Below are 22,159 nucleotides of genomic sequence, written 5' to 3' on the forward strand. Positions count from 1 at the left end.
GTAAACCGCCGTATGGCCCTTCGCTCTCGCGATGGGCCTTCCGGCTGTCTGTGCGCCGCCAGGGACTCGAACCCCGGACCCGCTGATTAAGAGTCAGCTGCTCTAACCAACTGAGCTAGCGGCGCCTGCTGACAGAGAAGACTCTAGCAGCGGCCCGCGTCCGAGCCAAAATCGAATACCGGTAGCCCCCCGTTCACCCGCCCGTCACGACGACCGGCTCGGCCGGAACGCCCGCGCCCGGCTCGCGCGCCGCCCGTACGCAGGCCCAGAGCACCACCGAGGCCCCCGGCAGCCAGGGCTCGCGTTCCTCCGGGGCGACGATCCAGCGCCCCGAGCCCCGGCCGGGCGAGTCCGGGCCGTGCACCATCCGCTGCAGCGGCGGCACCGTCACCGCGTCGCCCCGGCCGTGGCAGAGCAGCGGCGGCACGTCCCGGGCCCACTCCTCCCAGGCCAGCAGCCGGCGCAGCCGGGGCGCCGCGCCGGGCCGGACGAACAGCAGGGTGCGCCCCCGGTAGCCCGCGACCGGACCGCAGCCGGGGCCGGAGGCCCACAGCTCGTCCAGCACCCGGCGCCCGAACAGCGACGGCATGCTGATCACGTCGAAGGCCCGCCCGCAGGGCAGCACCGAGGGTGCCCACGGGCGGGCCTCCCAGAGGGCGCGCATGCTGCGCGGGTACTCGCTCGCGGAGGCGAGCCAGGCCTCTCCGGCCACGGAGACGTACTCCACCGACTGTTGCGTCCAGATGTCCACGCCCAGCAGCCTGCGCCGTGCGCGGTCCCGGTGGGGCGGAAAGCGCGGTTCACCGGACAGGGCGGCGGGCGATCGCGTACCCTCCGCCGCTGGCATATGCCAGGGGCCGGTTGCCGCGGTGGGGTCAGTCCTCGTGCCGGCGCGGCTGGAGCAGGCCGCGACCGTACTCGATCATCTTGGCGGCGTAGTCCGGGGTCCAGTCCGCCCGCTCGGCGACCTCGGTGTTCGAGAGCGCGTCGAACCGGCGCGGGTCCGCGAGCTGCGCGGCGGCGACGGCCTGGAAGTCGGTGGCCCGCTCGGCGGCGGCCCGGAAGGCCAGGGCCAGTTCGGTGGAGCGGCGCAGCAGCTCCGCGGGGTCGTCGATCGACTCCAGGTCGAAGAATCGTTCCGGCTCCGGTTCGGCGGACTGCGGCTCGAACAGGAGCTGCGCGGGGCGCTGGCGCCTGGTGGGCTCGGGCGTCTCGGCGGGGGAGTCGGGCATGGACGGACACCTCCGGGGTCTCGGGTGAGGGAAGGCGGGCGGGCTGCTCCGGGCCGCACCGCCCGGTTGTGGCCGTCGTCCATTGTCTCGCGGCGGCGGCCGGTAGCGGAACGGTGCGCGTGCGGGCGCTATTCCCCCGCGCGCGCCCGAGGAGCACTCCGGGCGCCGCGCTACCCAGTCGCATGCGAACCGGTTGTGCCCGGTGCAGCAGTCGTCCACCGAAAGCCCTCACCGAACCGGGAGCACTCCATGCGCGCACCGTCCACCGGCCTCCGGCCGACCTCCGTCGTCCTGACCGCGGCCGCACTCGCCGCGCTCGCGGCACTGGCCGCACCTGCCGCACCCGCCTCCGCCGCCGAGACCGCCAAGGTCGCCACCGGGTCGCCGAGCGGCCCCGGCGGTGTCTCGACCGCGACCTGCCCGGCCGGCACCCACCTGACCGGCGGCGGCTACCGGCTCCAGCCCGACGCGGCCGGACCGGTGCGCGCCAACGGGCCGACCGCCGACGCGACCGGCTGGAGCGCCCAGGCCGAGCACGGGTCCGTGGTCGCCTTCGCGGTGTGCGAGACCGAGGACTGACCGCTGGGGCGTGTCCGGCGATTCCCGCCTGGCGCGAATCGCCGCACACGCGCTAACGCAGACGCACCCGGTGGCCGCCCAGGTGCTGGAGGACCTGGTGGTTGGCCTCCCAGCCGTCCGGGAAGGCCACCGGGACGCCCAACTGCACCGGCTCGGTGGAGGGGTGTTCGTCCAGCAGCTCGGCGATCCCGGCCCGGGCGACCACGATGCAGGCGTGCCGGTGCCGGGAGGCGAGCACGCACAGCCGGCCGGTCTCCAGGTGGAAGGCCGTCGCGTCGGGGCGCCCGGAGAGCGGGTGCAGCACCACGGTGACGTCGTACTCCCGGCCCTGCAGCCGGTTGGCGGTGTCCACCGTGACGGCCGGCCCGGTCGTGCCGTCCACCGGTACGCCCACCTTGAGCAGGGCCGCCCGGACGGCCGCCGCCTGGTCCCGGTGCGCGGTGCCGACGGCGATCCGGTCCGCGGTGAGCGGGGCCTCGCCCTGCTCGGACCACACGGTCAGCCCGCGCTCCAGCAGCCGTCGGACGGTGGCCGCGACGGCCGCCACCGCCTGCGGGTCGGTCCGTACGGTGTGCCTGGCGGGCAGCTCCAGCAGGGCCCAGCCGTGCTCGGCCGCCCGGTCGATCACCGCGTCCAGCGCCGAGCCGTCCGGGCGGACGGCCGGGGTCAGCCGGCGGTCCTCCGGGCCGGTGCCGGACCGGAACGGCGTGTACGGATAGAAGGCCCGCGAGATCAGCGGCGCCGCGCTGGCCGGCAGCCGCCAGGAGACCGGCAGCCGGTGCGGCTCGATCTGAGGGTTGTGCGCCAGCATGGTGACCACGGCGCTGCTGGACGGGTCGTAGGACAGGCCCGCCCACTGCTCGGTGCCGACCACGGTGAACGGGTCCAGCTGGCCCGGATCGCCGACGAACAGCGCCCGCTCGAACAGCCGGGCGACCGCGAGCAGGCCGTCCGAGCGCATCTGGTACGCCTCGTCGACGATCGCGTGCCGCCACGGCGCCTCGGTCCGGACCCACTGCCACTTGGCGGAGGTGGAGATCACCACGTCCTGCTCGACCAGGTCGGCGACCTTGTCGGAGGGCGTGACGTTGGCGTGCCGCAGCACCTCCGGCCCGGGCCGGGAGTCCGCCGCGTGCAGCCGGCCGATCGTCAGCTCCGGCGCCTTCTCGGCCAGCCGGCCGACCAGGTCGTCCACCTGGCCGTTGGTCTGGGCGACGATCATCAGCCGCTCGCCGGCCGCCACCAGTTCGCGGGCGGCCCGCACCACCAGGGTCGACTTCCCGGCACCGGGCGGGGAGTCGACCACCACTCCGCGCGGCGCACCGGCCGACGGGTGGACGGTGGCCGCCAGGATGCGGGCCACGGCGGCGTCGGCCGCCGCGCCCGGGGACTGCTCGCTCATCATTCCCAATCCTCGGTGGCGGCGGCGGTGGCTGACGGCCCTACGGCGGGCGCGGTGCCGGGCGGGCCGCCGTGGGTCCACGGGGTGTCGTCCGGCTCCGGCAGCGGCGCGGACTGGCGGACCGTCAACTCGAACAGCGTGAAGGTGACCGGATCGCCGGGCTCGGGCAGGCTGCCCGGCTCGGGCTCCTTCTTGCGGCCCATGCCGGACAGCACCCGCAGGGTGACGGTGCCCTCGGCCGGGTCGACCGCCACGACCCGCGCCTTCTGGGCGGACGGGCCGTGCACCCGGTGCGCCTCCCGGCCGAGGTCGGCGTGCGGGCGGTCGGCGGTGCGCAGGGTGACCAGCGGGCGGGGCTTGGGGGAGCGGCCGGTGGTGTCGTACTCCAGCGCCACCTCGGTGACGACCCCGCTGAACGCCTCGCCGGACAACCGGTGTTCGGCCATCGCCAGCGGGTCGTCCAGCGCCTCCTGGACGTCCAGCCGGGCCTGCTCGCGCTCGCGCTGGGCGAGCTTGCGGGCCGCGGTGACGGCGTCGTCCTGCCGGGGCTGCGGCGGCTCGCCGGCCGCCAGACGGTCCCGGTGGCCGGTGTAGGACCAGCGGTCGCCGGTCCAGCGCTCCTCCAGGTGCCCGGCCGGGGGCAGGGCGCGCAGCAGGTCCAGGCCCTGCCAGACGTCCCGCCAGGTGGGCAGCAGGACGGCCCGCAGTGCCCGCTCCAGCTGTTCGACGGCCGAGCGGACGGCGGCCCGGGCGCGCCCGGCGGCGGCCTCGTCGCCCTGGTCGGTGCTGTGCTGCAGGGCGTTGACGGCCGCGTCGTAGCGGGCGATGGCCGGGGCGAGCACCCCCGTGTCGAAGGCCGGGTCGGTGGCCGGACCGGCCGGCGGGTGCACCAGCTGCCCGTGCTCGTCCCGCTCGGACTCGGCCAGCTCGGCGGCCTGCGCGCCGGTCAGCCCCGGCGGCGGGGTGTGCCAGGCCAGCCGGGCCGCCAGGTGCTGGTCCTCCAGGTGGCTCTGGCCGGTGGCCCAGTGCCGGGCGAGCAGGCCGGTCATCGGCAGCAGCAGGCTGGAGCCGGGCACCTGGGCGCGGTCGGTGAGGTGGGTCAGCCAGCGGCCGAGCAGCGGCACCCGCAGTGGCGCCGGGTGGGGGCCCGGCTCGGCGTCCTCGACGGTGCGGCGGAAGCGGGTCGACCGGCCGATCAGGGCGAGGTGGTGCACGCCGGCGCCGTTGGGCACGATCAGCTGCGGCGCGTCGGTGCAGAGCTCGCGGAACACCTGGGTCTTCTCGCCGGTCTCCGGGTCCTTCTCGGAGCCCTCGATCTGCTCGACGTCCGTGCCGAAGGACTCCAGGTAGGGCAGCAGGTCGGCGGCCAGCTCGGCCAGGAAGTCGAACCGCAGGGTGCGGTTGAGCGGCTGGGGCACCAGGTGCAGCCGGGGCGCGTCCCGGTCGGTGCCCAGCATGACGGCCAGCGGCGCGCCGGACTCACCGGCGGCGGTCAGCGGGACGAGCACCATCGGGCGCTCGGAGAGGTGCCGGTGCCGGACGGTGGCCAGCGGCTCGGCCCGCCCGCTGCGGACGGCCTCCAGTCGGGCGAGGGTGGTCAGCAGGCTCATGCGCCCGCCTCGCTGTGCTCGGCGGGGGCATTCGCCCACGCGCACCTCTTGATGATCCGTTCGTTCATGCGTACGCACCCGGCCGCTTCGTACCCAGCGCTTCCGCTCGCAGGGCGGCCGCGTAGGCCAGGCGCTCGGCGGCCTCCTGCGCGCCGTCGGCGCTGTCCGTCTCGCCCGGCTCGTCCGCGTCGTCGGTGCCCGGGGTGCCCGCGCGGGATGCGGCGGCCAGCGCCTCGGCGACCGTACGGATGCTGCCCAGCTCGCCGCGCACGCCCCGGCCGAGCTGCTCGACCCGGTCGTCGCAGCGGGCCCGGGCGCGGCAGTGGAAGCCGAGTTCGCAGGTGGAGAGGCAGTCCGGGCTGTAGGCGGCGGGCACCGCCTCGACCGAGGCGGTCAGCTGCTCAGTGGTCCGGGCCGGGGCGCCGTCCTCGTCGGCGGCCAGGTCGAAGTCGGTGCCCGGCGGCAGCGCCGCCAGCAGCCGGCCGATGCCGGTCATCCGGCTCAGCTGGCGGCGGGTGGTGGCCAGCTCGCGGCGGACGTCGACGGCGACCGCGGTCGGCCGGTTGCCGAAGTCCTTCGGGCAGACCAGCAGCACGCTGGTGCGGGGGCTGCCCGGCAGCCGCTGCTCGGTGTACGGGTCGTCGGCGATCGGCAGCCCGGCGGCCGCGGCGGCGGTGTGCTGGAGCGCCAGCACGTACACCGCGGCCTGCCGGGCGGCGGCGCCGACCTTGGCCGGGTCCGCGCTGCCGTCCAGCACCGGGAAGGACTTGATCTCGACCACCGTGCACCGCCCGCCGTGCACCACCAGGGCGTCCGGCTCCAGGTAGGCGGTGCTGCCGGCCACGGTGAGCCGCAGCATCGGGTGGTCCAGCAGCGTCCAGGCGTCCGGGTCGGCGGCGGCCCGGGCCAGCGCCTCGGCCGTCCGGTCGGCGCGGACGGCCGGGCCGGAGCGGTGCAGCAGATCGGGCACCAGCAGCGGGGCGCGGTCGTCCGCGGGAACGCCGAGGTGGGCGCGGAGCGGCTCCAGCAGGGCTGCGTAGTCGTCCGCCTTCAGCCGGGACTCGAAGACCAGGCCGCGGGCGATCGCGAACGGGGACTGCCCGAAGGGGGCGGGGCGGCCGAGCCGGGCGGCCAGCACGGTCTTGTCCACCCCGGCCGCGTCCAGCACGGCGCGGCGGTGGCAGCCCGGGTTGGCGGCCAGCGCGGCGAGGGAGCGGGCGTTCAGACTGCGCTGCGGGGCCGGTCCGCGCAGCTCGGCGAGCCGCTGGGCGAGCGGCTCAGCGGACCCGCCGGGCGGGACGTTCGTCGAGACGTTCATGGTGCGGCCCAGTGTCGCATCCGGGTCCGACAACGCGGTGCGGACCGGCCGGGTCCCGGCCGGGAGCGCCCGGCTGCCGGCCGGTACCGGGCCCGCGTCGTGGCCGCCGCCCCGGTGGGGGATCATGGAAGCCCGGTGCTCAAGGGTGAGACCGACCGTTGACCGCCCTGCTGCGAGGAGCTCTCCATGCCCGCCCGAATCGTGCTGGTCCGCCACGGCGAGACCGAGTGGTCGGCCACCGGCCGCCACACCGGCCGCACCGACATCCCGCTGACCGAGGAGGGCCGCGCGATGGCCCGGGCGCTCGGCGCCCGGCTCGCCGAGACGCCGTGGAACGGACTGCCGGACGCGCTCGTCTACACCAGCCCGCTCGGCCGCGCCAAGGAGACCTGCGAACTGGCCGGCCTCGGCGACCGCGCCGTCGAGCGCCCGGAACTCATGGAGTGGGACTACGGCCGGTACGAGGGCCGCACCGGCGCCGACATCCGGGCCACCGACCACCCCGGCTGGCTGATCTGGCGCGACGGCGTGCCCGGCGGCGAGAAGCTCTCCGAGGTGGCCGCCCGGGTCGACGGCCTCCTCGCCGGCCTCAACGCGGAGCACGGCGTCCCGGAGACGGACACCACCGTCATGCACTGCGCCGACCGGGACGTCGTGCTGTTCGCGCACGGCCACCTGCTGCGCATCCTGGCCGCCCGCTGGCTGGGCCTGCCGCCCGAGTTCGCCCAGCGGTTCAAGCTCGGTACGGCGGCGCTGTGCGTGCTGTCCTGGGAGTACGGCGCTCCGGCGGTGGAGATCTGGAACGACCTGTCCCACCTCGACGGGCTCAAGTCAGGCCACTGACCCGGACGTGACGGATGCTCAGGCGGCTGCGGCCCGCTCGTACCCGATCAGGAACCGGCGGACCTCGGGCACCGCGGCGTGCGGGCGCAACCGCCTCGCGGTGTCCGCCAGCATGCTGCGGATCCGGGCCGAGCGCACCTCGCCGAACAGCGCCACGGCGGCCGAGCCGTGGTGCGCCGCGCCCGCCAGGTCCCCCCGGCCGAGCCGGTCGTGGGCCAGCTCGGCGGTGTACAGCACCCGGTTGCGCACGAAGTGCGGCTCCTGCAGCGCTATGGCCAGCGCGGCCTGGTCGCTGGCGCGGTCCCAGTCCTCCAGCGCGGACCAGCACTGCGACTGCAGGCCGGCGATCTCGGCCTCGCCGAAGAAGGACATCCACTCCGGGTCGGCCTCGGACGGCCCCCGTTCGAACAGCGAGTACGCCCGGCCGATCGCGCGCTCGCAGGCGGAGCGGTCCCGCAGCACGGCCCACGCGCCGGCCTCGCGCATGGCCAGCAGGGCGAGCAGCCGGGCGGAGTCCAGCTCGCGGGCGGCGCACTGCCCGGCCTGCGCGGCGCGCAGCGCCTCGCGCGGGCGCCCGGCGTCCCGGGCGAGGAAGGCGCTGTTGCAGAAGACGTGCGCCTCCAGCGCGGAGTCCCCGGCCATCCGGGCGGTGGCGAGCGCCTCCGCGTAGAACGAGCGGGCGTCCCCGAGCCGGTTCGAGTCGTGTGCCAACCACCCGACGGAGATGGCCAGTTCACCGGCCCCGATCTGGAGCCGGCGCTCCGTCTCGGCGCTGTACTCGCCCTCGTTGAGCAGCAGGTAGGCGGTGCGCAGCGACTGGCCGGCGAGCTCGTACAGGGCGTCCGCACCGTGTGCGTCGTCGGCCAGTCTGATGTCCCGGACGGCCTGCTCGACGCCGAACACCTCGGCGGCGCCGACCTTGCGCGGCGGCGGCACCGGCCCCGGCCGGCCGGGCACCACCGGCTCGGCGCCGAGCAGCGAGGGCGCGGTCAACTCCGCACCGGGGAAGGCGGACCGGCCGGGGGCCGGTCCGGCACCGGCGACCGGGGCGGCCACGGCTGGCCGGTCGATGCCGATCACGGTGGCCAGCGCGGTCGAGCCGCCGGCCAGGAACGTACGGCGACGCACGTCGTCGTTCTCCTCGTCGAGATAGGGCGATCCATCGGGCCCCCGGGGCACCGCGCCGGCCATCGGCCACGGTGGGCCGTCCGGAGCGGTTGGATCCGCGCACGGCGAGGCGGCGTACGGGAGTTGGGTGGAGAGTGGTGAGCGCGGGGCGGGCAGGGGCGGGAACGGCGGGTGGAGCGGGGGAGCGGGCGGTGCCACCCCGGTCGCGGCCGCCCCGGCGCCGTCCGCCGAGCGGCGGCGGACGGCGGCGCGGGGGGCGAAGCCGAGGTCGGTGAGCGTGCGGCCCGGCCACATGTGCCGGAAGACGCGCTCGTAGGCGTAGTTGGGGCAGCGGATCTCGCCGGACTCGACCCGTCCGATGTAGCGGGCGTCGCAGGACACGTGCTCGCCGATCTCGCGGGCGGCCCGGCGGACGGCCATGGCGAACTCGCCGGGTGAGCGGTCGCCGCGCAGTGCGCGCATCACGGTGTTGGGGGACGGTCGGTTCGGCTCGGCCGGTGGGGTGGCTGCCATGGCGCCGAGAGTACTCGCAGTCACCGACCGGCCACACTGGGTTCGGGGGGCATTGACTGACAATCCAGGGCAAAGCGGGCGTTGTTGCCGGATATCCGCCATGAAATGCCATGCCTTGCTGTAATGCGCCCCGTGGCCTCCGGCGTTCCCGTGGCGTTGTCCTGATACGTGGAAGCCCAGGCCGTCCCCCGGCCCGTCCCCGCCCCGCGGCCCCCACCCCGGCGGCAGTGCTTCCGACCCGACGAGGTACAGGAGGGCCCATGATGGCCACCGGACTGCCGCCGCACCGACCCGTCGCCGGGAGCGTGCTCGCCGCCGCCTCCCCGGCCCTGCTGCCCGATCCGGCCGACGAGCGGTTCCCCGGCCGGGGCCCGGCCGAGGGCGGCCGCGGTTGCGGCGGTCCGCACCGGGAATGCGCGGTCCCGGCCGAGGACACCCTCGTCACCGACCGCGACACCGTGACGGTCGCCCTGCGGCACGGTCTGGAGGCCGTCGACATCCTGCGGCTGCGCCGCGCCTGCGGGGCCGTCCTGCAGAGCCGCGACGGCAGCACCGTCGCCTTCCTCGTCCCGGCCGGCACCTGGGAGACCTGGCACCTGCCCGGCAGCTCCTGTACGGCCGGCGCCCTGGTGCCCGCCGCCACCGACCCGCGCTGGGTGATCCCGCCGTCCGGCGCCGGCCGGGCCGCGCGCCCCACCGACGCCTGGGTACTCCGCTCCGCCCTCTGCGAGGCCGCCTGCACGCTCACCGCGGGCGGCCTCGGCCCGTTCTAGCGGGGCGTGCCGCGCGGACCCGGCCGGGCCCCCGAGCCTCCGGCCGGATCCCCGTGGCACGCCCCTGACCCGGGGTGCGCCCCGCCGGCGGCGATAATGGCCGACATGGGACGAAGCAACAGGGCCGCGCGCAGCCCTGAACCGGCGCTCACCACCGGGTCGGACGGCCGCAGCCATGCCCAGGGCCCGCTCACCCGCCCGGTCGGCTCCGGGCTGGCCGAACTGCGCCCCGACCGCGACCGCCCGCACGCCTGGTCGCTGCTGGTCGACGGCGCCCCGCAGTCCCTGGTCGACCTCGCCGACCCCACCCACCTGGGCTTCGAGTACCAGCGCCGGCTCGGCCACCTGATCGACCTGGTCGCCCCGCCCGGGCGCCCGTTGACCGTCCTGCACCTGGGCGGCGGCGCCCTCACCCTGGCCCGCTACGTGGCCGCCACCCGGCCGCGCTCCCGCCAGCAGGTCGCCGAGATCGACACCGCGCTCACCGAACTCGTCCGCACCGAGCTCCCGTTGGAGCGCGGCTGGCAGATCAAGGTGCGCGGCGCGGACGCCCGCAGTGTGCTGGAACGCGCCCCCGAGGGCAGCGCCGACCTGGTCGTCACCGACGTCTTCTCCGGCGCCCGCACCCCGGCCCACTGCACCACGGTCGAGTTCACCACCCTCGCGGCCCGCGCCCTCGCGCCCGGCGGCTGGTACACCGCCAACATCGCCGACGGCGGCGCCCTGGCCTTCGCCCGCTCCCAGGTCGCCACCCTCGGCGCGGTCTTCCCCGAACTGTGCCTGACCGCCGACCCCGCCGTGCTGCGCGGCAAGCGCTTCGGCAACCTCGTCCTGGCCGCGGCCCACACCCCGCTGCCGACCGCCGAGCTCACCCGCCGGGTCGCCTCCGACTCCTCCCACGGCCGGGTCGAACACGGCCGCGCCCTCGGCGACTTCACCGCCGGTGCCACCCCGGCCACCGACGCCACGGCCGCCCCTTCCCCGGCGCCGCCGCCGGAGGTCTTCCGCTGACGCCGTCGCGTCGCGGTGCGCCCTGGCCCGCCCGCCGTAAAACCGTTGGCGGACGACCGAGTTGCGGCGCACAATGGCCGCGGGCATCCGGGTGTCGACGTGAGGGGGCGACATGCGCATCCGACCCGCCCGCCCGGACGAGGCCGGACTGCTCACCGGCATCGCCCTGCGGGCCAAGGCGTACTGGGGCTACGACGAAGCCTTCATGGCCGCCTGCCGCGAGGAGCTGACCCTGGACGCCGCCGCCGTCGAACGGGCGTCGACGGTGGTGGCCGAGGACGGCGGCCGGGTGCTGGGCTTCGCCGCGCTGACCGGCGCCCCGCCCTCCGGGGAGCTGGACATGCTCTTCGTCGAGCCCGACCGGATCGGCGGCGGCATCGGCCGGGCACTGTTCGAGCATGTCCGGGAGCAGGCCCGGGCCGCCGGCCTGCGCCGCTTCACCATCGACTCCGATCCGAACGCCGAGCCCTTCTACCTGGCGATGGGCGCCACCCGCATCGGCAGCACCCCGTCCGGCTCCGTGCCGGGGCGGGAACTCCCGCTGCTGGAAGTGGCACTGGCGTCCGACGTCTGAGGCCCGCCTCGGACTCCCGTCCGCCTGGGCCCGCCCGCCGGGCTCCCGCACGCGGGGCAACGGTCCGCCGGTTCCGCATCCGGGCCGCTCAGTGCCCGCGCGGCAGCCCCCGGTGCTTGCACATCGCCGCGCCGGTGAGCAGCAGCCCGGCGGCGATGGGGGCGAGCACCGCGGTCGCGGTGGCTGCGCCGTCCTCCTCGGCCGTCACGGACGCCGTGTCGGCGAGCGCGAGCGGCTCGGGCGTCCCCTCGCCCGCCGGTACGGCGTCCGTGACGGCGCTCTCCTGCACTGCCCCGGCGGTGCCCGCGCGCTCCGCGGAGCCGGCTCCCTCGTGGGCCGTGGCCTCCCGGACCGCGGGAGTCCCGGCCGCCTCGGGCGGGGCCGGCCGGGCCTGGTCGACCGAGCCGGAGCGGGAACGGGGGGCGGCGGGCAGCGTGGCGGGTTCGCCCTCGCGCGGGGCGCGGGGCCCGGTGGGGCGGTCCTGGGCGGGGGCGGTGCCGAGCAGGCCGGAGGCGAGGGCGAAGGCGTCGGGGACGGCCGATCCCTGGCCGGGCAGGGGGAGCCCGTCGGCGCGGATGCGGTCCGGGACGACGTCGCCGACCGCGGCGGTGGCCCCGTCGGCCGGTCCGCCGCCGGTCGGCTCTCCGACGAGTCCGGGGGAGCGGCCGTCCCCGGCTGCGCCCTGTCGCCCCGGTTCGACGGGGCGGGCGGCTGACGGGCCGTTGATCGCGGGTGTGTCGTGGAGGACGCGGCGGACGGCGGGTCCGGGCTGCCTGGACGGCGGTTCGGCGGTGGCCCCGTGGGCGCCGGGGGCGCCGACGCCCCAGAGCTGTGCGAGCAGGGCTCCGCCGACGGCGAGAGTGCGGGGCAGCCATCGGACGACCGCCCGTCGGGCTCCGGCTGCGCCGCGGGGGGCGGCTTCCTGGGGCTCGGTCGCGTGATTGGCTCGCACGTGAGTTGAGAACGAGCGGATGGGCGGCGAGGTCACGCCCGCCGTCACGGACAGTCATCGCGCGAGTGGCCCCGGGGTGCGCCCGGGGCCACCGACCGCGCGGCGGTCAGGAGTTGGGACGCAGCGTCCAGGTGACGGTCATCACACCCGTGACGGCGCCGTCGGCACGGGTGATCTCGACGGTGACCGGGAACTCGGGGCGGCCGCCGGCGTCCAGTTCGGCGACGACCTCGGCGGCCGGGCGGCCGAGCACGGCGGTGGCGGTGACCTCGCCCATGGCCAGCTTCTTGTAGGCGATCTCGGCGTTCACCGCGAGCGGCACGGCCCGGGACAGCTGGTCCCCGAAGGCGGCGAGCACGATGCAGCCGCTGGCGGACTCGGCGAGGGTGAACATCGCGCCGGCGTGCGGGCCGCCGACGTGGTTGTGGTACGCGGGCTGGTCGGGCAGCCGGAGCACGGCACGCTCCGGGGTGGTCTCCAGGTACTCGAGCTTGAGGGTGTGCGCCATCGGCACGGTGGCGTCGAGCATCTGGCCGATCGAAGGAGTGGTCATGGCGACGATGTTACTAGTCGGTAGCTTGGTGCGGCAGGGGCCGACCGGAAAACCCGGGCCGCCGCGCACAACTGAGGCAACGCGAAAACGCCCGAGGGGCCGACCTCTTGAAGAGATCGGCCCCTCGGGCTCTGGGGTGAGTGACGGGACTCGAACCCGCGACCACCTGGACCACAACCAGGTGCTCTACCAACTGAGCTACACCCACCATCTGTCCGGTCCGTTCCCGCTCTCGCGTTCCCGTTCCGACAGGAAGAACTCTACAGGATCCGAGAGGGTGCTCGCGCCAGGGTTTCGTTCCGGCGAACGAGGGCACCCCCTCCGACCCCGCGAAGGACCCGTGATCGCCCGGATCAGTCGATCGCGGCCCGGTACTTCTCGGCGATGGCACGCGCGGTGTCGGCGTCCGGCCCGGGCTGCGGGACGAACACCGCCTCGCGGTAGTACCGCAGTTCGTCGATGCTCTCGCGGATGTCGGCGAGCGCCCGGTGGTTCCCGCCCTTCGGCGGGCTGTTGTAGTACGCCTTCGGGTACCAGCGGCGGGCCAGCTCCTTGATCGAGGAGACGTCCACGATCCGGTAGTGCAGGTGCTTCTCCAGGGCCGGCATGTCCCGGGCCAGGAAGCCGCGGTCGGTGGCCACCGAGTTGCCGCACAGCGGCGTCTTCCCGGCCTCCGGCACGTGATCGCGCACGTACGCGAGGACCCGCTCCTCCGCCTCGGCCAGGGTCACGCCCTGCTCCACCTCCTCCAGCAGGCCGGAGGAGGTGTGCATCGCGCGCACCACCTCCGGCATGTTCGCCAGAGCCTCCACGGGCGGGCGGATGATGACGTCCACGCCCTCGCCGAGGATGTTCAGCTCGGAGTCCGTCACCAGCACCGCGACCTCGACCAGGGCGTCCCGGGCGAGGTCGAGGCCGGTCATTTCACAGTCGATCCATACCAAACGGTCATTCACGCAACTCACCCTACGGCGCGATCTCGCGCCGCGGGGACCGGTGGAGCCGAGCGGGGTGCCGGAGCGCAGGACCCGGCCTGGTGTTCCTCCGCCCCGTCGTGCGCGCCGTGGCCGTCCGGACGTTCGTCCTCCTGGTCGGTGCGGACCGCGTGGCCGTCCCGTCCGGGACGGCCTTCGCGCGCCGCCCGTCCGCCGTCCGCCGCGGTGGCCCGGGCACCCGGGACGCGGACCTGCGGCGCCCGCGCCTGCCGGCCCCGGAGCTCGCCCGCCCCGGCCGCCGACTGCCCGGCGGCACCGGACGGCACCCGGCCGGGCGCACCGTGGGCCCGCCCGGCCGCACCCGGCTCGTCACCGGGGCGCTCGACCGCGCTGCGGTGCCCCTGGCCCTGACCGCGCGCCCCCGGCTGGGGATGGCCGTCCTCGGCCGCCGCGTGCTCGGCGGTGCGCGGCGGCCGCCCCGCACCCGGACCGGCCTGCGGCGGCACCAGCGGCGACCGCACCTGACCGCGCGCCGCACCCTGCTGCCCGGGGTGCGACTGCTGCGCGGCCTGCTGGTGCGGGTACGGCTGGCCCGCGCGGGCGTGGAAGCCCTGGGCGGCCGGCGTCCCGGCCTGCCCCGGACCGTACGGACCGGCCTGCCCGTGCGGCACCGGCTGCCCGTGTCCGACCGGCTGCCCGTGGCCCGGCTGGCCGATCGGCGCCTGCGCCCCCGGACCGGCCTGGAACGGGTGGGCCTGCGGCCCGCCGTGACCCGCGCCGCCGTACGGCCCGCCACCCGCCGAGGCGGCCGCGGTGACCGCCGGGTGCGGCAGAGCGCCGGGCAGCCGGAGCTCGCCGCCGTGCGCCCCGGCCGGGGGCGGCGGCTGCTGCCCGGGTCGGCGCGCCCGGTAGCTGGTCCGGTACGCGGCCGGAGAGACCCCGAGCTGGCGGCGGAAGTGCCCGCGCAGCGCGACCGGCGAACGGAACCCGCACCGGCGCGCCACGTCGTCCACCGACAGCTCCGAGGTCTCCAGCAATCGCTGCGCCTGGAGCACCCGCTGGGTGATCAGCCACTGCAGCGGGGCACTGCCGGTGAGCGTGCGGAAGCGGCGGTCGAAGGTGCGCCGGCTCATGTAGGCACGTGCCGCCAGCACCTCGACGTCGAACTGCTGGTTGAGGTTCTCCAGCGCCCAGGTGACCACCTCGGCCAGCGGGTCGTTGCCGATCTCCTCCGGTAAAGACTGATCGATGTACTGGGCCTGTCCGCCACCGCTGCGGCGGCTGGGCACCACCAGGCGGCGGGCCAGCGCGTTGGCCGCCTCGGCACCGTGGTCGCTGCGCACCACGTGCAGGCACAGGTCGATCCCGGCGGCGGTACCCGCCGAGGTCAGCACGTCGCCGTCGTCCACGAAGAGTTCGCGCGGGTCGACGTGCACCCGGGGATAGCGCTTGGCCAGGGTCGGTGCGTACATCCAGTGCGTGGTCGCCGGGCGGCCGTCCAGCAGGCCGGCCGCGGCGAGCACGAAGGCGCCGGTGCACAGTCCGATGATCCGCGCGCCCTCGTGGTGGGCCTTGCGCAGGGCGGTGATCGCCTCGACCGGCGGCGGCTGGGAGATCGAGCGCCAGGCCGGTACGACGATCGTGCCGGCCCGGGCGAGGGCCTCCAGGCCGTACGGCGCGGAGAGGGTCAGACCGCCGGTGGTGGCCAGCGGGCCCTCTTCGCCGGCGCAGACCAGCAGCCGGTAACGGGGGACCCCGGCGTCCTGGCGGTCCACCCCGAAGACCGAGAGCGGGATGGAGCTCTCGAAGATCGGTGCTCCGCCGAAGATCAGCACCGCGACCGTCTCCCGGCGGCGGCGACCGGACAGCTTGCGCGGGGCGCCGGCGGTCGCCAGGGCGGACGGGGAGCCGTTGCCGCCCGGACCGCCGTGGCCCAGCGGACCGTGCCCGGGGGCGGTGCCCAGGGCGAGGCCGCCGAGCTGTCCGGGCGCTGAGCCGTTCAGTCCCGGGGCCGTGCCGGCGGCGGGGTAGCCGGGGTGACCGGGGTGGCCTGCGAGTCCCGGGTTTCCTGAATGGCCTGTGGGTCCCGGGTGTCCCGACTGCCCCGGGTGTCCCAGGTGGTCGCCGCCGTAGGGCTGGACCGGGCCGCCATAGCCTTGGGCCGGGCTGACGGGGCCTCGGCCGACGGGCTGTCCGGGATGGTGGTTCGGGTGTCCGCCCTGGGCCGGCTGCGCCGCCGCACCGTACGGCGGGGGCCCGCCGGGGCCCGAGCCGGTGTGGGCCGGACCACCGTGCACGGGGCCGCCGTGGTCGCCCGGGGCGTGGCCGGTGGCGGCGGACGGTACGGCCGGATAGGGGGAGTGCGAGGCGGAGCCCGAGGTGCCCGGGGTGCCGGAGGTGCGGGTGGTGGCGGCGATCGCGGAGGTGCCGGTGCTTCTCGCGGACCGGCTCACGGTGCCGGTCGGCGCCTGGCCGCTGTCAGGACCCGCGTCGCTCCTGCTCACCCTGCTCAAGGCGCTCAAGCCCCCTCGGTGGTGTGGTGTGGGTGGTGCGGCACTGCTAGCCAAGATCGAAATCTATCGGGTGGACCGTTGCCGTTGTGACAAGTTCACCATCCGACGCTATGTCGACATGGCAATTTGGCGTGATGCATTCGATCACGAAGCGTGGCACCCGTCGACCCTTCTGGGAAGAGGGCCGGTGCAACGGTGGCTGGTTGTCGCGGCACGGTTCCTGGGGCGTCCGGCTTCCGGGCACCCGGCCGGTGGGTCTGGGCTGCGGATTTGCCCAAGGTGGAGGGAGCGGCAAGAAATTGACCGAAAATCGGCGGTGCACGCGAGGGCGCACGAGCGCCGGCCGTGCGCCTCCCAGGCTTCATCCGGCCAGCGTCGGGGCGGCCGGACCGGCATTCCCGGGGCCGGGCTACCGTCCTGCCGTGAACGCCAACAGCCGGCTCGAACAGGCCAACGGCAACGCGGCCGCCTTCTGGCTCGCCCAAGCCCGCGCGCACGGCTGGCAGTCCGAGGTCCGACCGGGTCTCACCGCGGTCCGCTGCGCCCGCACCCGGGAGGACTCGCAACGCTTCCTGGTCGCCCGTCCCTATGCCGAACCAGCCGACGTGCAGGGGCAGTTGGCCGGGCTGATGGCCGCGTGGGAGGCCGTCCGCTTCACCCTGGAGGACCCGTACGAGGGGCTCGACCTGACCCGCCTCGGTGCCGTCCGGGTGCCGATCGTGCCGGTGATGGCCCGGGAGCCCGGACCGGTCGAGGGCAGGTCCGCCGGGCTGCCCGCCGAGCCGCCCGCCGAGCTTCCCGTCGTCTCACCGGCACGCGGCGGCGGCACCCTGACGGTCGATGAGGTGCGGGACGGGGACGTCTTCGCGTTGGTCGAACGGATCACCGTGGACGGCTTCCCGCTGCCCGCCCGGCAGCTCTGGACCCGCGGCGACGCGCTCCCCGAACGACTGCTGCGCCAACCCGGATGCCGGGCCTGGGCCGCCCGGGTCGACGGCGCGCCGGCGGGCGCCTGCCTCACCTACGACGACGGGGTCGCCACCGGGGTGTACTGGGTCACCACCTTGCCCGACCAGCGCGGCCGGGGAGTGGCCCGTGCGGTGGTGCGGACCGCCCTGGCCCGCGCCCATCCGGACCGCCCGGCCACCCTGGTCGCCACCTCGGCCGGCGAACCGGTCTACCGCGAGCTCGGGTTCACCAGGCAGGCCCCCCTGCTGGTGGAGCCGCACCTCACTGAGCGGCTGACCAGCGGCGTCGTGCCCAGGGCCGAGGCCTCCCGCGGGCGACCGGGCGCTACTGGACGACCGCTGCGGCGAGCGGTGTTGCGGCGAGCGGTGTTGCGGCGAGCGGTGGTGCAGCGAGTGGCGCTTCGGCGAGCGGTGTTGCGGTACCAGGTGCCGTGGCGAAGACGATGTCGGCAGGCCTGGCCCTGTCGATCCTCTCGACACCACTGACACCACTGGCACTATTGGCATTACTGGCCCCTCCAGCCCCACCGGCCGCTGGGCGCAGGGGCGTTTGCCGCACCGGCGTGACCGCCGGGCCGCCGGCTGCGCCCGGGTCCGCCCCGCTGCCCGTGCGCAGGTCATCGCCTGCCCCCGCCCCCGGCTTCCTGCACGCCCCTGTCTCGGGGAGGCCGTCGGCGATCGCGGCAAACTCGCCTGACCGGTTTCGGACACCGAACCCCGCTCCGGGGGTCGAGGCGGCCGCGGTCCCGGTTTTCGGGGCGACGGGTGCATCCGGGCCCTCCGGGGCGGCCACTGCCGGACGTACGCCGGACCGCGCGCCGAGCAGCGCCGTCGCGCGCACCGGCGCCCCTGCCGCCGGTTGCCGCGCGGTCCCGCCGGCGCGGACCGCCGGGCGGACCGCCGGAAGGGCACCCGGCCGGACGCCCGGGCGGGCCGAGGGCGCGTTGCGCGCGGACAGCACCAGGCCGACGGCCTCCGGCAGGCCGGCTGCCTTCAGCGTCGGCCGGTAGCCGCTCTCCGCCCACGGGCGGCCGTGGTGCAGCCAGACGCTGCGCAGTCCGGCCAGTTCGGCGCCGGCGATGTCGGCGGGTGCGTGGTCCCCGACCATCCAGGTGTGCGCCGCCCAGTCCCCGACCGGTCGGATGCCGCACCGCAGGGCGGCAATCTCGAAGATCAGCGGATCCGGCTTGACGCAGTCGGCTTCCTCCGAGATCACCCAGCCGTCGACCAGTGGCCCCAGCCCGGTCCGTCGGATCTTCTCCAACTGCGGCCGGGTGCCGCCGTTGGAGACGATCCCGAGGGTCCATCCGGCCGCCCGCGCCGTCCGCAGCGCCTCGACGTGGCGGGGCGGGCAGTGGATGTGCGAGTTGATGCCGCGTCGGAAGTGCGCCAGCAGGAAGTCGACGGAGGCGTCCAGGCCGTAGCGGCGCCGGACGGCGGACAGTACGGTGCTGCGCGGCACGTAGCCGCCGCCGTCGAGGGTGACGAACCAGTCGAGGTCGCCGGGCGGTAGGTCGTGTTCGGACAGGAAGTCCTGCGCCCAGGCCCGGAAGGCGGCGTCCCGGGGAAGCAGCGTGTTGTCGAGGTCGAACAGGAGCAGGGGCATGCCGAGCATGGTGCCAGCGGCCGCGCCTATGCACCTGGCAAATGCCAGAGCGCGTCGCGAAGCCGCGCGAAGTGGCTGAAAGGGCCCGGACACCGGAGCCACGGCGTGGGGCGGGAGTGGCGGAAGGGCAGGTCGGGGCTTGCGGGGCGTGACGGTTCGCGACGTCCCGCAACGGATCGTCGTCAATCCATGACAGTCCGGTCACGGTGTCCCGGGGGCCTGTTGCGCCTCCCCGCGCGCTCCGTCAAGCTCCTTAGAACCTCCGTTCTGGAGGGGGCGCGATCGCCTGCGGACAGGGCGCACTGCCACGGCGGGCGCATCCCTCTTTCGCGGGAACAACGTCGCTCCGGGGCTCCGCCACTGGGCTGGGCCCCGCGCCCGTCGTACTCTGAAAGGAACAGGTCACATACGGTGCTGCGCGGCGCAGACCGACGTCATCCCGTGGGCGGGCCTGCTGCCCGGGCAGCGTTGTCCTCTCCTGTCGGCCCCTCTCCCTCGAAGAGCCGTGAGCCATGGCTGGTTTTGAGTCCTCCCGACCGGTCGAACCGGATGCGTCCCGCAGCGCGGGCCAACGGCCCGAGGGAGATGGCGCCCGCACGAATCCCAGAGCCGGCGACTTGGCGCGCGCTCTGCGCGGCCTCCGCCGTGGCAGCCTCTCCCGGCGCGACCGCCCAGGGCCTCGCCAGCGGCGTGACGGGCACCAGGCAGCTCCTGTGGGGCCTCCGGTGACGGGCCGCCCCGGCTCCGGTGCCGAGCATCCGGACATGGCCTCCGGCCAGGTCGACGGGCACACCGAGTCGTCGGCCGAGGGGGTGCCCGGGCGCCCCCTCGACCCGGTGTTCCAGCACGGCGTCGTGGTCGGCTTCGACGGCTCGCTGTCGAGCGAGCGCGCCCTCGCCTACGCGGTCGGCATGGCCCGCCGGTCGCAGTGCGGCCTGGTGATCGTGCACGTCGCCAACCGGCTGCCCGCCACGGTCTGGGCGGGTTGTGAACCTCCCGTCTTCGTCGACCTCCCGGACCACCGCACGGAGGTCCTCGGACTGGAACTCGCCTGCGCGGACTTCCTCGCGGGGGTGCCGTGGGTCCTGATCGAGCGCGGCGGCGACATCTGCCACGAGATCGAGGAGGTCGGCCGCGAGTACGCTGCCGACGCGATCGTCGTCGGCACGACGCACGGCCTGCTCGGCAAGATCTTCGGCTCGGTCTCCGGGCGGCTGGCGCGGCGGGCCAACCGCCCGGTGATCGTGATCCCCTGAGGGCCTTCGCTCCGCAACGTCAGCTGCGGATAGGTGAGTTGCCCGGGGCCCCGGCTCAGGAGATGACCATCAGGAAGTGATCGTCACGACGTGACGCCGAGCTCCCGGGCGATGAGCATGCGCTGGACTTCGGACGTGCCCTCCCCGATCTCGAGAATCTTGCAGTCGCGCCAGAAGCGGGCGACCGGGAATTCGTTCATGAAGCCGTACCCGCCGTGGATCTGGGTCGCCTCGCGGGCGTTGTCGACGGCGGCCTCGGACGAGTACAGCTTCGCGATCGCGGCCTCCTTCTTGAACGGTTCGCCGTGCAGCAGCCGGGAAGCGGCGTCCCGCCAGGCCAGGCGGGAGGTGTGGGCGCGCAGCTCCATGTCGGCGAGCTTGAACTGGATGGCCTGGTTGGCACCGATCGGGCGGCCGAAGGCCCGCCGGGTGCCGGCGTACTTGACGGACTCGTCGACGCAGCCCTGGGCCAGGCCGGTGGCCAGGGCCGCGATCGCGATGCGGCCCTCGTCGAGGATCCGCAGGAACTGGGCGTAGCCTCGGCCACGCTCGCCCAGCAGGTTGGCCGCGGGAACGCGGCAGTCGGTAAAGGACAGTTCGCGGGTGTCGGATGCGTTCCACCCGACCTTCGAGTACTTCTTCGAGACCTGGAACCCCGGGGTCCCGGTGGGCACGATGATGGAGGAGATTTCCCGTACGGGCGAGCGGAATTCGCCCTCTTCACTCGAACGAGCGATCGGTTCGGTGAGCGCGGTGACGGTGACCAGTCCGGTGATGTCGGTGCCGGAGTTGGTGATGAAGCACTTGGTCCCGTTGATGACCCACTCGTCGGTGGTCTCGTCGTAGCGCGCCGTGGTGCGGGTGGCCCCGGCGTCCGAGCCGCCCTCCGGCTCGGTGAGGCCGAAGGCGCCGAGGAGTTCGCCGGAGGTCAGCCGGGGCAGCCACTCGCGCTTCTGCTCCTCCGTGCCGAACCGGTAGATCGGCATCGCGCCGAGCGAGACGGCGGCCTCCAGGGTGATCGCCACCGAGGAGTCCACGCGGGCGAGTTCCTCCAGGGCGAGGCCGAGGGCGAAGTAGTCGCCGCCCATGCCGCCGTACTCCTCCGGGAAGGGCAGGCCGAACAGGCCCATCCGACCCATCTCGCTGACGATCTCGTACGGGAACTCCTCCCGCTCGTAGAACTCGCCGATCTTCGGCGCCACCACGTCCTGGGCGAACTCGGCGACGGTGCGCCGCAGTTCCTCGTACTCGCTGCTGAGCCGGTGGTCGAGCATCTGATCCTCCTGGTGCCCGGCCGGGGTGGCCGCGGGCATGAACGGGATGACCGGCGTCCGTCTGACGGTGTGACGGTCGCACGGTGTGGTTGACGGATGAACGCGGTGCGCGGCGCCGGCCGGACCGAACGGACGGCCGGCGCCGGTGAGTCGGGCGGAGCGGAGTCAGCCCAGGGACGCGCCGAGCAGCGCCTGGACGGTGCGGGAAGGGCTCGGGCGACCGAGGCGCTCGGCCATCCAGCCGCTGGTCGCGACCAGTGCGCGCAGGTCCACACCGGTCCGGATGCCGAGCCCGTGCAGCATCCACACCAGGTCCTCGGTGGCCAGGTTGCCGGTGGCGCTCTTCGCGTACGGGCAGCCGCCCAGGCCGCCCGCCGAGGCGTCCACCGTGGTGACGCCCTCGCGCAGCGCCGCCAGGGTGTTGCTGAGAGCCTGGCCGTAGGTGTCGTGGAAGTGCACGGCGAGCCTGCCGACCGGTACGCCGGCCCGGGCGAAGCCGGCCAGCAGGGCGCTGACCTGTCCCGGGGTGGCCACGCCGATGGTGTCGCCGAGGCTCAGCTCGGCGCAGCCCATCTCCAGCAGCTGGACGCCGTACCGGACCACCTGGTCGACCGGGACGGCTCCCTCCCAGGGGTCGCCGAAGCACATCGACAGGTAGCCGCGGGCCGCGACCCCGGCCTCGGCGGCCCGGGTGAGGACCGGGCGGAACATCTCCATGGCCTCGTCCGCCGAGCGGTTGAGGTTGCGCCGGGCGAAGGTCTCGGTGGCGCTGGCGAACACCGCGATGTCGGTGGCGTGGTGGGCGAGCGCGCGGTCGAGGCCGCGCTCGTTGGGCACCAGCACCGGCAGCCGCAGCCCGGGGTGGCGCTCCGGAAGATCGGCGAGCCGGGGCATCAGCTGCTCGGCGTCGGCGAGCTGGGGTACCCATTTCGGGTGAACGAAGCTGGTCGCCTCGACGGTCCGAAGCCCAGCGGCGGCGAGTCGGGCGATGAACTCGGCCTTGACCTCGACGGGCACCAGGGAGGCCTCGTTCTGCAGTCCGTCGCGCGGTCCGACCTCGTGGATCCGGACCTCCTCGGGCAGGCCGGGAGCGCGGACCGGAGCGGGCAGGCCGAGGTC

General features: G+C 75.2%; 18 protein-coding genes, 2 tRNA genes and 2 pseudogenes. 7 read left to right on the forward strand and 15 right to left on the reverse strand.

The annotated features are described in order from the left end of the window. Positions 1–51: 51 nt before the first annotated feature. The 3 genes from ACFV1W_RS31650 to ACFV1W_RS31660 form a co-directional block, all read right to left on the reverse strand. Positions 52–125 (reverse strand) — tRNA-Lys (locus ACFV1W_RS31650). A gap of 68 nt (positions 126–193) precedes the next feature. Continuing rightward, on the reverse strand, positions 194–847 hold the full coding sequence (locus tag ACFV1W_RS31655; protein ID WP_380420691.1) for a bifunctional DNA primase/polymerase: 654 nt from the start codon (positions 845–847) through the stop codon (positions 194–196). Between the two features lie 28 nt (positions 848–875). Continuing rightward, positions 876–1,232: a hypothetical protein gene (locus ACFV1W_RS31660; protein ID WP_380420692.1), complete on the reverse strand. Its 357-nt coding sequence runs from the start codon at positions 1,230–1,232 to the stop codon at positions 876–878. Positions 1,233–1,481: 249 nt separating this feature from the next. Between ACFV1W_RS31660 and ACFV1W_RS31665 the strand changes: the two genes are divergently transcribed. Then, a complete protein-coding gene (locus ACFV1W_RS31665) occupies positions 1,482–1,811 on the forward strand; it encodes a hypothetical protein (RefSeq protein ID WP_380420693.1) in 330 nt (109 codons plus the stop codon). A 52-nt stretch (positions 1,812–1,863) separates the two neighbouring features. Here ACFV1W_RS31665 and ACFV1W_RS31670 read toward each other — a convergent pair whose 3' ends face one another. The 3 genes from ACFV1W_RS31670 to ACFV1W_RS31680 all read right to left on the reverse strand — a co-directional run bounded on the left by ACFV1W_RS31670 (position 1,864) and on the right by ACFV1W_RS31680 (position 6,141). Then, positions 1,864–3,216, reverse strand: a complete 1,353-nt coding sequence (locus ACFV1W_RS31670) for an AAA family ATPase (protein WP_380420694.1) — start codon at positions 3,214–3,216, stop codon at positions 1,864–1,866. Further along, complete coding sequence (locus ACFV1W_RS31675) at positions 3,213–4,823, reverse strand: hypothetical protein (protein WP_380420695.1); 1,611 nt, start codon at positions 4,821–4,823, stop codon at positions 3,213–3,215. The genes ACFV1W_RS31670 and ACFV1W_RS31675 overlap by 4 nt, the downstream gene beginning before the upstream one ends. Before the next feature lie 64 nt (positions 4,824–4,887). Continuing rightward, on the reverse strand, positions 4,888–6,141 hold the full coding sequence (locus ACFV1W_RS31680) for a hypothetical protein (protein ID WP_380420696.1): 1,254 nt from the start codon (positions 6,139–6,141) through the stop codon (positions 4,888–4,890). A 186-nt stretch (positions 6,142–6,327) separates the two neighbouring features. Between ACFV1W_RS31680 and ACFV1W_RS31685 the strand changes: the two genes are divergently transcribed. Next, positions 6,328–6,984 (forward strand): histidine phosphatase family protein, encoded by a 657-nt coding sequence (locus tag ACFV1W_RS31685; RefSeq protein ID WP_380420697.1) that lies wholly within the window; start codon positions 6,328–6,330, stop codon positions 6,982–6,984. A gap of 18 nt (positions 6,985–7,002) precedes the next feature. Here ACFV1W_RS31685 and ACFV1W_RS31690 read toward each other — a convergent pair whose 3' ends face one another. After that, positions 7,003–8,625, reverse strand: coding sequence for a tetratricopeptide repeat protein (locus tag ACFV1W_RS31690; RefSeq protein ID WP_380420698.1), 1,623 nt, complete (start codon positions 8,623–8,625; stop codon positions 7,003–7,005). A gap of 260 nt (positions 8,626–8,885) precedes the next feature. Here ACFV1W_RS31690 and ACFV1W_RS31695 point away from each other — a divergent pair, with 260 nt between their 5' ends. From ACFV1W_RS31695 to ACFV1W_RS31705, 3 genes are all read left to right on the forward strand, one after another. Next, complete coding sequence (locus ACFV1W_RS31695) at positions 8,886–9,398, forward strand: hypothetical protein (RefSeq protein ID WP_380420699.1); 513 nt, start codon at positions 8,886–8,888, stop codon at positions 9,396–9,398. Between the two features lie 105 nt (positions 9,399–9,503). Beyond that, entirely contained in the window at positions 9,504–10,409 is a 906-nt protein-coding gene (locus ACFV1W_RS31700) for a spermidine synthase (protein WP_380420700.1), read from the forward strand. A 112-nt stretch (positions 10,410–10,521) separates the two neighbouring features. Then, positions 10,522–10,983 carry a GNAT family N-acetyltransferase gene (locus ACFV1W_RS31705; protein WP_380420701.1) on the forward strand — a complete coding sequence of 154 codons (462 nt, stop codon included), beginning with the start codon at positions 10,522–10,524 and terminating at the stop codon, positions 10,981–10,983. A gap of 88 nt (positions 10,984–11,071) precedes the next feature. On the opposite strand, the gene ACFV1W_RS31710 is transcribed toward ACFV1W_RS31705, so the two are convergent. The 5 genes and pseudogenes from ACFV1W_RS31710 to ACFV1W_RS31730 form a co-directional block, all read right to left on the reverse strand. Next, positions 11,072–11,935 carry a hypothetical protein gene (locus ACFV1W_RS31710; protein WP_380420702.1) on the reverse strand — a complete coding sequence of 288 codons (864 nt, stop codon included), beginning with the start codon at positions 11,933–11,935 and terminating at the stop codon, positions 11,072–11,074. Positions 11,936–12,041: 106 nt separating this feature from the next. After that, positions 12,042–12,488, reverse strand: coding sequence for a DUF4442 domain-containing protein (locus ACFV1W_RS31715; protein WP_270146831.1), 447 nt, complete (start codon positions 12,486–12,488; stop codon positions 12,042–12,044). Between the two features lie 132 nt (positions 12,489–12,620). Then, positions 12,621–12,696, reverse strand: a tRNA-His gene (locus tag ACFV1W_RS31720). Positions 12,697–12,841: 145 nt separating this feature from the next. Then, positions 12,842–13,444, reverse strand: coding sequence for an oligoribonuclease (gene orn / locus ACFV1W_RS31725; protein WP_380420703.1), 603 nt, complete (start codon positions 13,442–13,444; stop codon positions 12,842–12,844). Between the two features lie 868 nt (positions 13,445–14,312). Beyond that, positions 14,313–15,318: pseudogene (locus tag ACFV1W_RS31730) on the reverse strand (helix-turn-helix domain-containing protein); the annotation flags it as partial. A 1,346-nt stretch (positions 15,319–16,664) separates the two neighbouring features. Between ACFV1W_RS31730 and ACFV1W_RS31735 the strand changes: the two are divergent. After that, positions 16,665–17,132 (forward strand): annotated as a pseudogene (locus ACFV1W_RS31735) (GNAT family N-acetyltransferase); the annotation flags it as partial. A 97-nt stretch (positions 17,133–17,229) separates the two neighbouring features. On the opposite strand, the gene ACFV1W_RS31740 reads toward ACFV1W_RS31735, so the two are convergent. Next, positions 17,230–18,510 carry an HAD-IA family hydrolase gene (locus tag ACFV1W_RS31740; RefSeq protein WP_380420704.1) on the reverse strand — a complete coding sequence of 427 codons (1,281 nt, stop codon included), beginning with the start codon at positions 18,508–18,510 and terminating at the stop codon, positions 17,230–17,232. A gap of 764 nt (positions 18,511–19,274) precedes the next feature. Here ACFV1W_RS31740 and ACFV1W_RS31745 point away from each other — a divergent pair. Next, positions 19,275–19,766, forward strand: coding sequence for a universal stress protein (locus tag ACFV1W_RS31745; RefSeq protein WP_380420705.1), 492 nt, complete (start codon positions 19,275–19,277; stop codon positions 19,764–19,766). Between the two features lie 83 nt (positions 19,767–19,849). Here ACFV1W_RS31745 and ACFV1W_RS31750 read toward each other — a convergent pair whose 3' ends face one another. Then, positions 19,850–21,040 carry an acyl-CoA dehydrogenase family protein gene (locus ACFV1W_RS31750; RefSeq protein WP_380420718.1) on the reverse strand — a complete coding sequence of 397 codons (1,191 nt, stop codon included), beginning with the start codon at positions 21,038–21,040 and terminating at the stop codon, positions 19,850–19,852. A 165-nt stretch (positions 21,041–21,205) separates the two neighbouring features. Continuing rightward, positions 21,206–22,150: a hydroxymethylglutaryl-CoA lyase gene (locus ACFV1W_RS31755; protein ID WP_380420719.1), complete on the reverse strand. Its 945-nt coding sequence runs from the start codon at positions 22,148–22,150 to the stop codon at positions 21,206–21,208. Positions 22,151–22,159: the final 9 nt, after the last annotated feature.

Origin of the sequence: Kitasatospora sp. NPDC059648, assembly GCF_042734825.1 — a bacterium.
GTDB lineage: Bacteria > Actinomycetota > Actinomycetes > Streptomycetales > Streptomycetaceae > Kitasatospora.

What these genes read in the sequence shown, in the direction of transcription:
- ACFV1W_RS31680 (WP_380420696.1), bottom strand. Translation starts at nt 6,141, where the DNA reads ATGAACGTCTCGACGAACGTCCCGCCCGGCGGGTCCGCTGAGCCGCTC.
- ACFV1W_RS31715 (WP_270146831.1), bottom strand. Translation starts at nt 12,488, where the DNA reads ATGACCACTCCTTCGATCGGCCAGATGCTCGACGCCACCGTGCCGATG.
- ACFV1W_RS31685 (WP_380420697.1), top strand. Translation starts at nt 6,328, where the DNA reads ATGCCCGCCCGAATCGTGCTGGTCCGCCACGGCGAGACCGAGTGGTCG.
- ACFV1W_RS31670 (WP_380420694.1), bottom strand. Translation starts at nt 3,216, where the DNA reads ATGATGAGCGAGCAGTCCCCGGGCGCGGCGGCCGACGCCGCCGTGGCC.
- ACFV1W_RS31690 (WP_380420698.1), bottom strand. Translation starts at nt 8,625, where the DNA reads ATGGCAGCCACCCCACCGGCCGAGCCGAACCGACCGTCCCCCAACACC.
- ACFV1W_RS31745 (WP_380420705.1), top strand. Translation starts at nt 19,275, where the DNA reads ATGGCCTCCGGCCAGGTCGACGGGCACACCGAGTCGTCGGCCGAGGGG.
- ACFV1W_RS31665 (WP_380420693.1), top strand. Translation starts at nt 1,482, where the DNA reads ATGCGCGCACCGTCCACCGGCCTCCGGCCGACCTCCGTCGTCCTGACC.
- ACFV1W_RS31655 (WP_380420691.1), bottom strand. Translation starts at nt 847, where the DNA reads ATGCCAGCGGCGGAGGGTACGCGATCGCCCGCCGCCCTGTCCGGTGAA.
- ACFV1W_RS31700 (WP_380420700.1), top strand. Translation starts at nt 9,504, where the DNA reads ATGGGACGAAGCAACAGGGCCGCGCGCAGCCCTGAACCGGCGCTCACC.
- ACFV1W_RS31675 (WP_380420695.1), bottom strand. Translation starts at nt 4,823, where the DNA reads ATGAGCCTGCTGACCACCCTCGCCCGACTGGAGGCCGTCCGCAGCGGG.
- ACFV1W_RS31740 (WP_380420704.1), bottom strand. Translation starts at nt 18,510, where the DNA reads ATGCCCCTGCTCCTGTTCGACCTCGACAACACGCTGCTTCCCCGGGAC.
- ACFV1W_RS31695 (WP_380420699.1), top strand. Translation starts at nt 8,886, where the DNA reads ATGATGGCCACCGGACTGCCGCCGCACCGACCCGTCGCCGGGAGCGTG.
- ACFV1W_RS31660 (WP_380420692.1), bottom strand. Translation starts at nt 1,232, where the DNA reads ATGCCCGACTCCCCCGCCGAGACGCCCGAGCCCACCAGGCGCCAGCGC.
- ACFV1W_RS31750 (WP_380420718.1), bottom strand. Translation starts at nt 21,040, where the DNA reads ATGCTCGACCACCGGCTCAGCAGCGAGTACGAGGAACTGCGGCGCACC.
- ACFV1W_RS31705 (WP_380420701.1), top strand. Translation starts at nt 10,522, where the DNA reads ATGCGCATCCGACCCGCCCGCCCGGACGAGGCCGGACTGCTCACCGGC.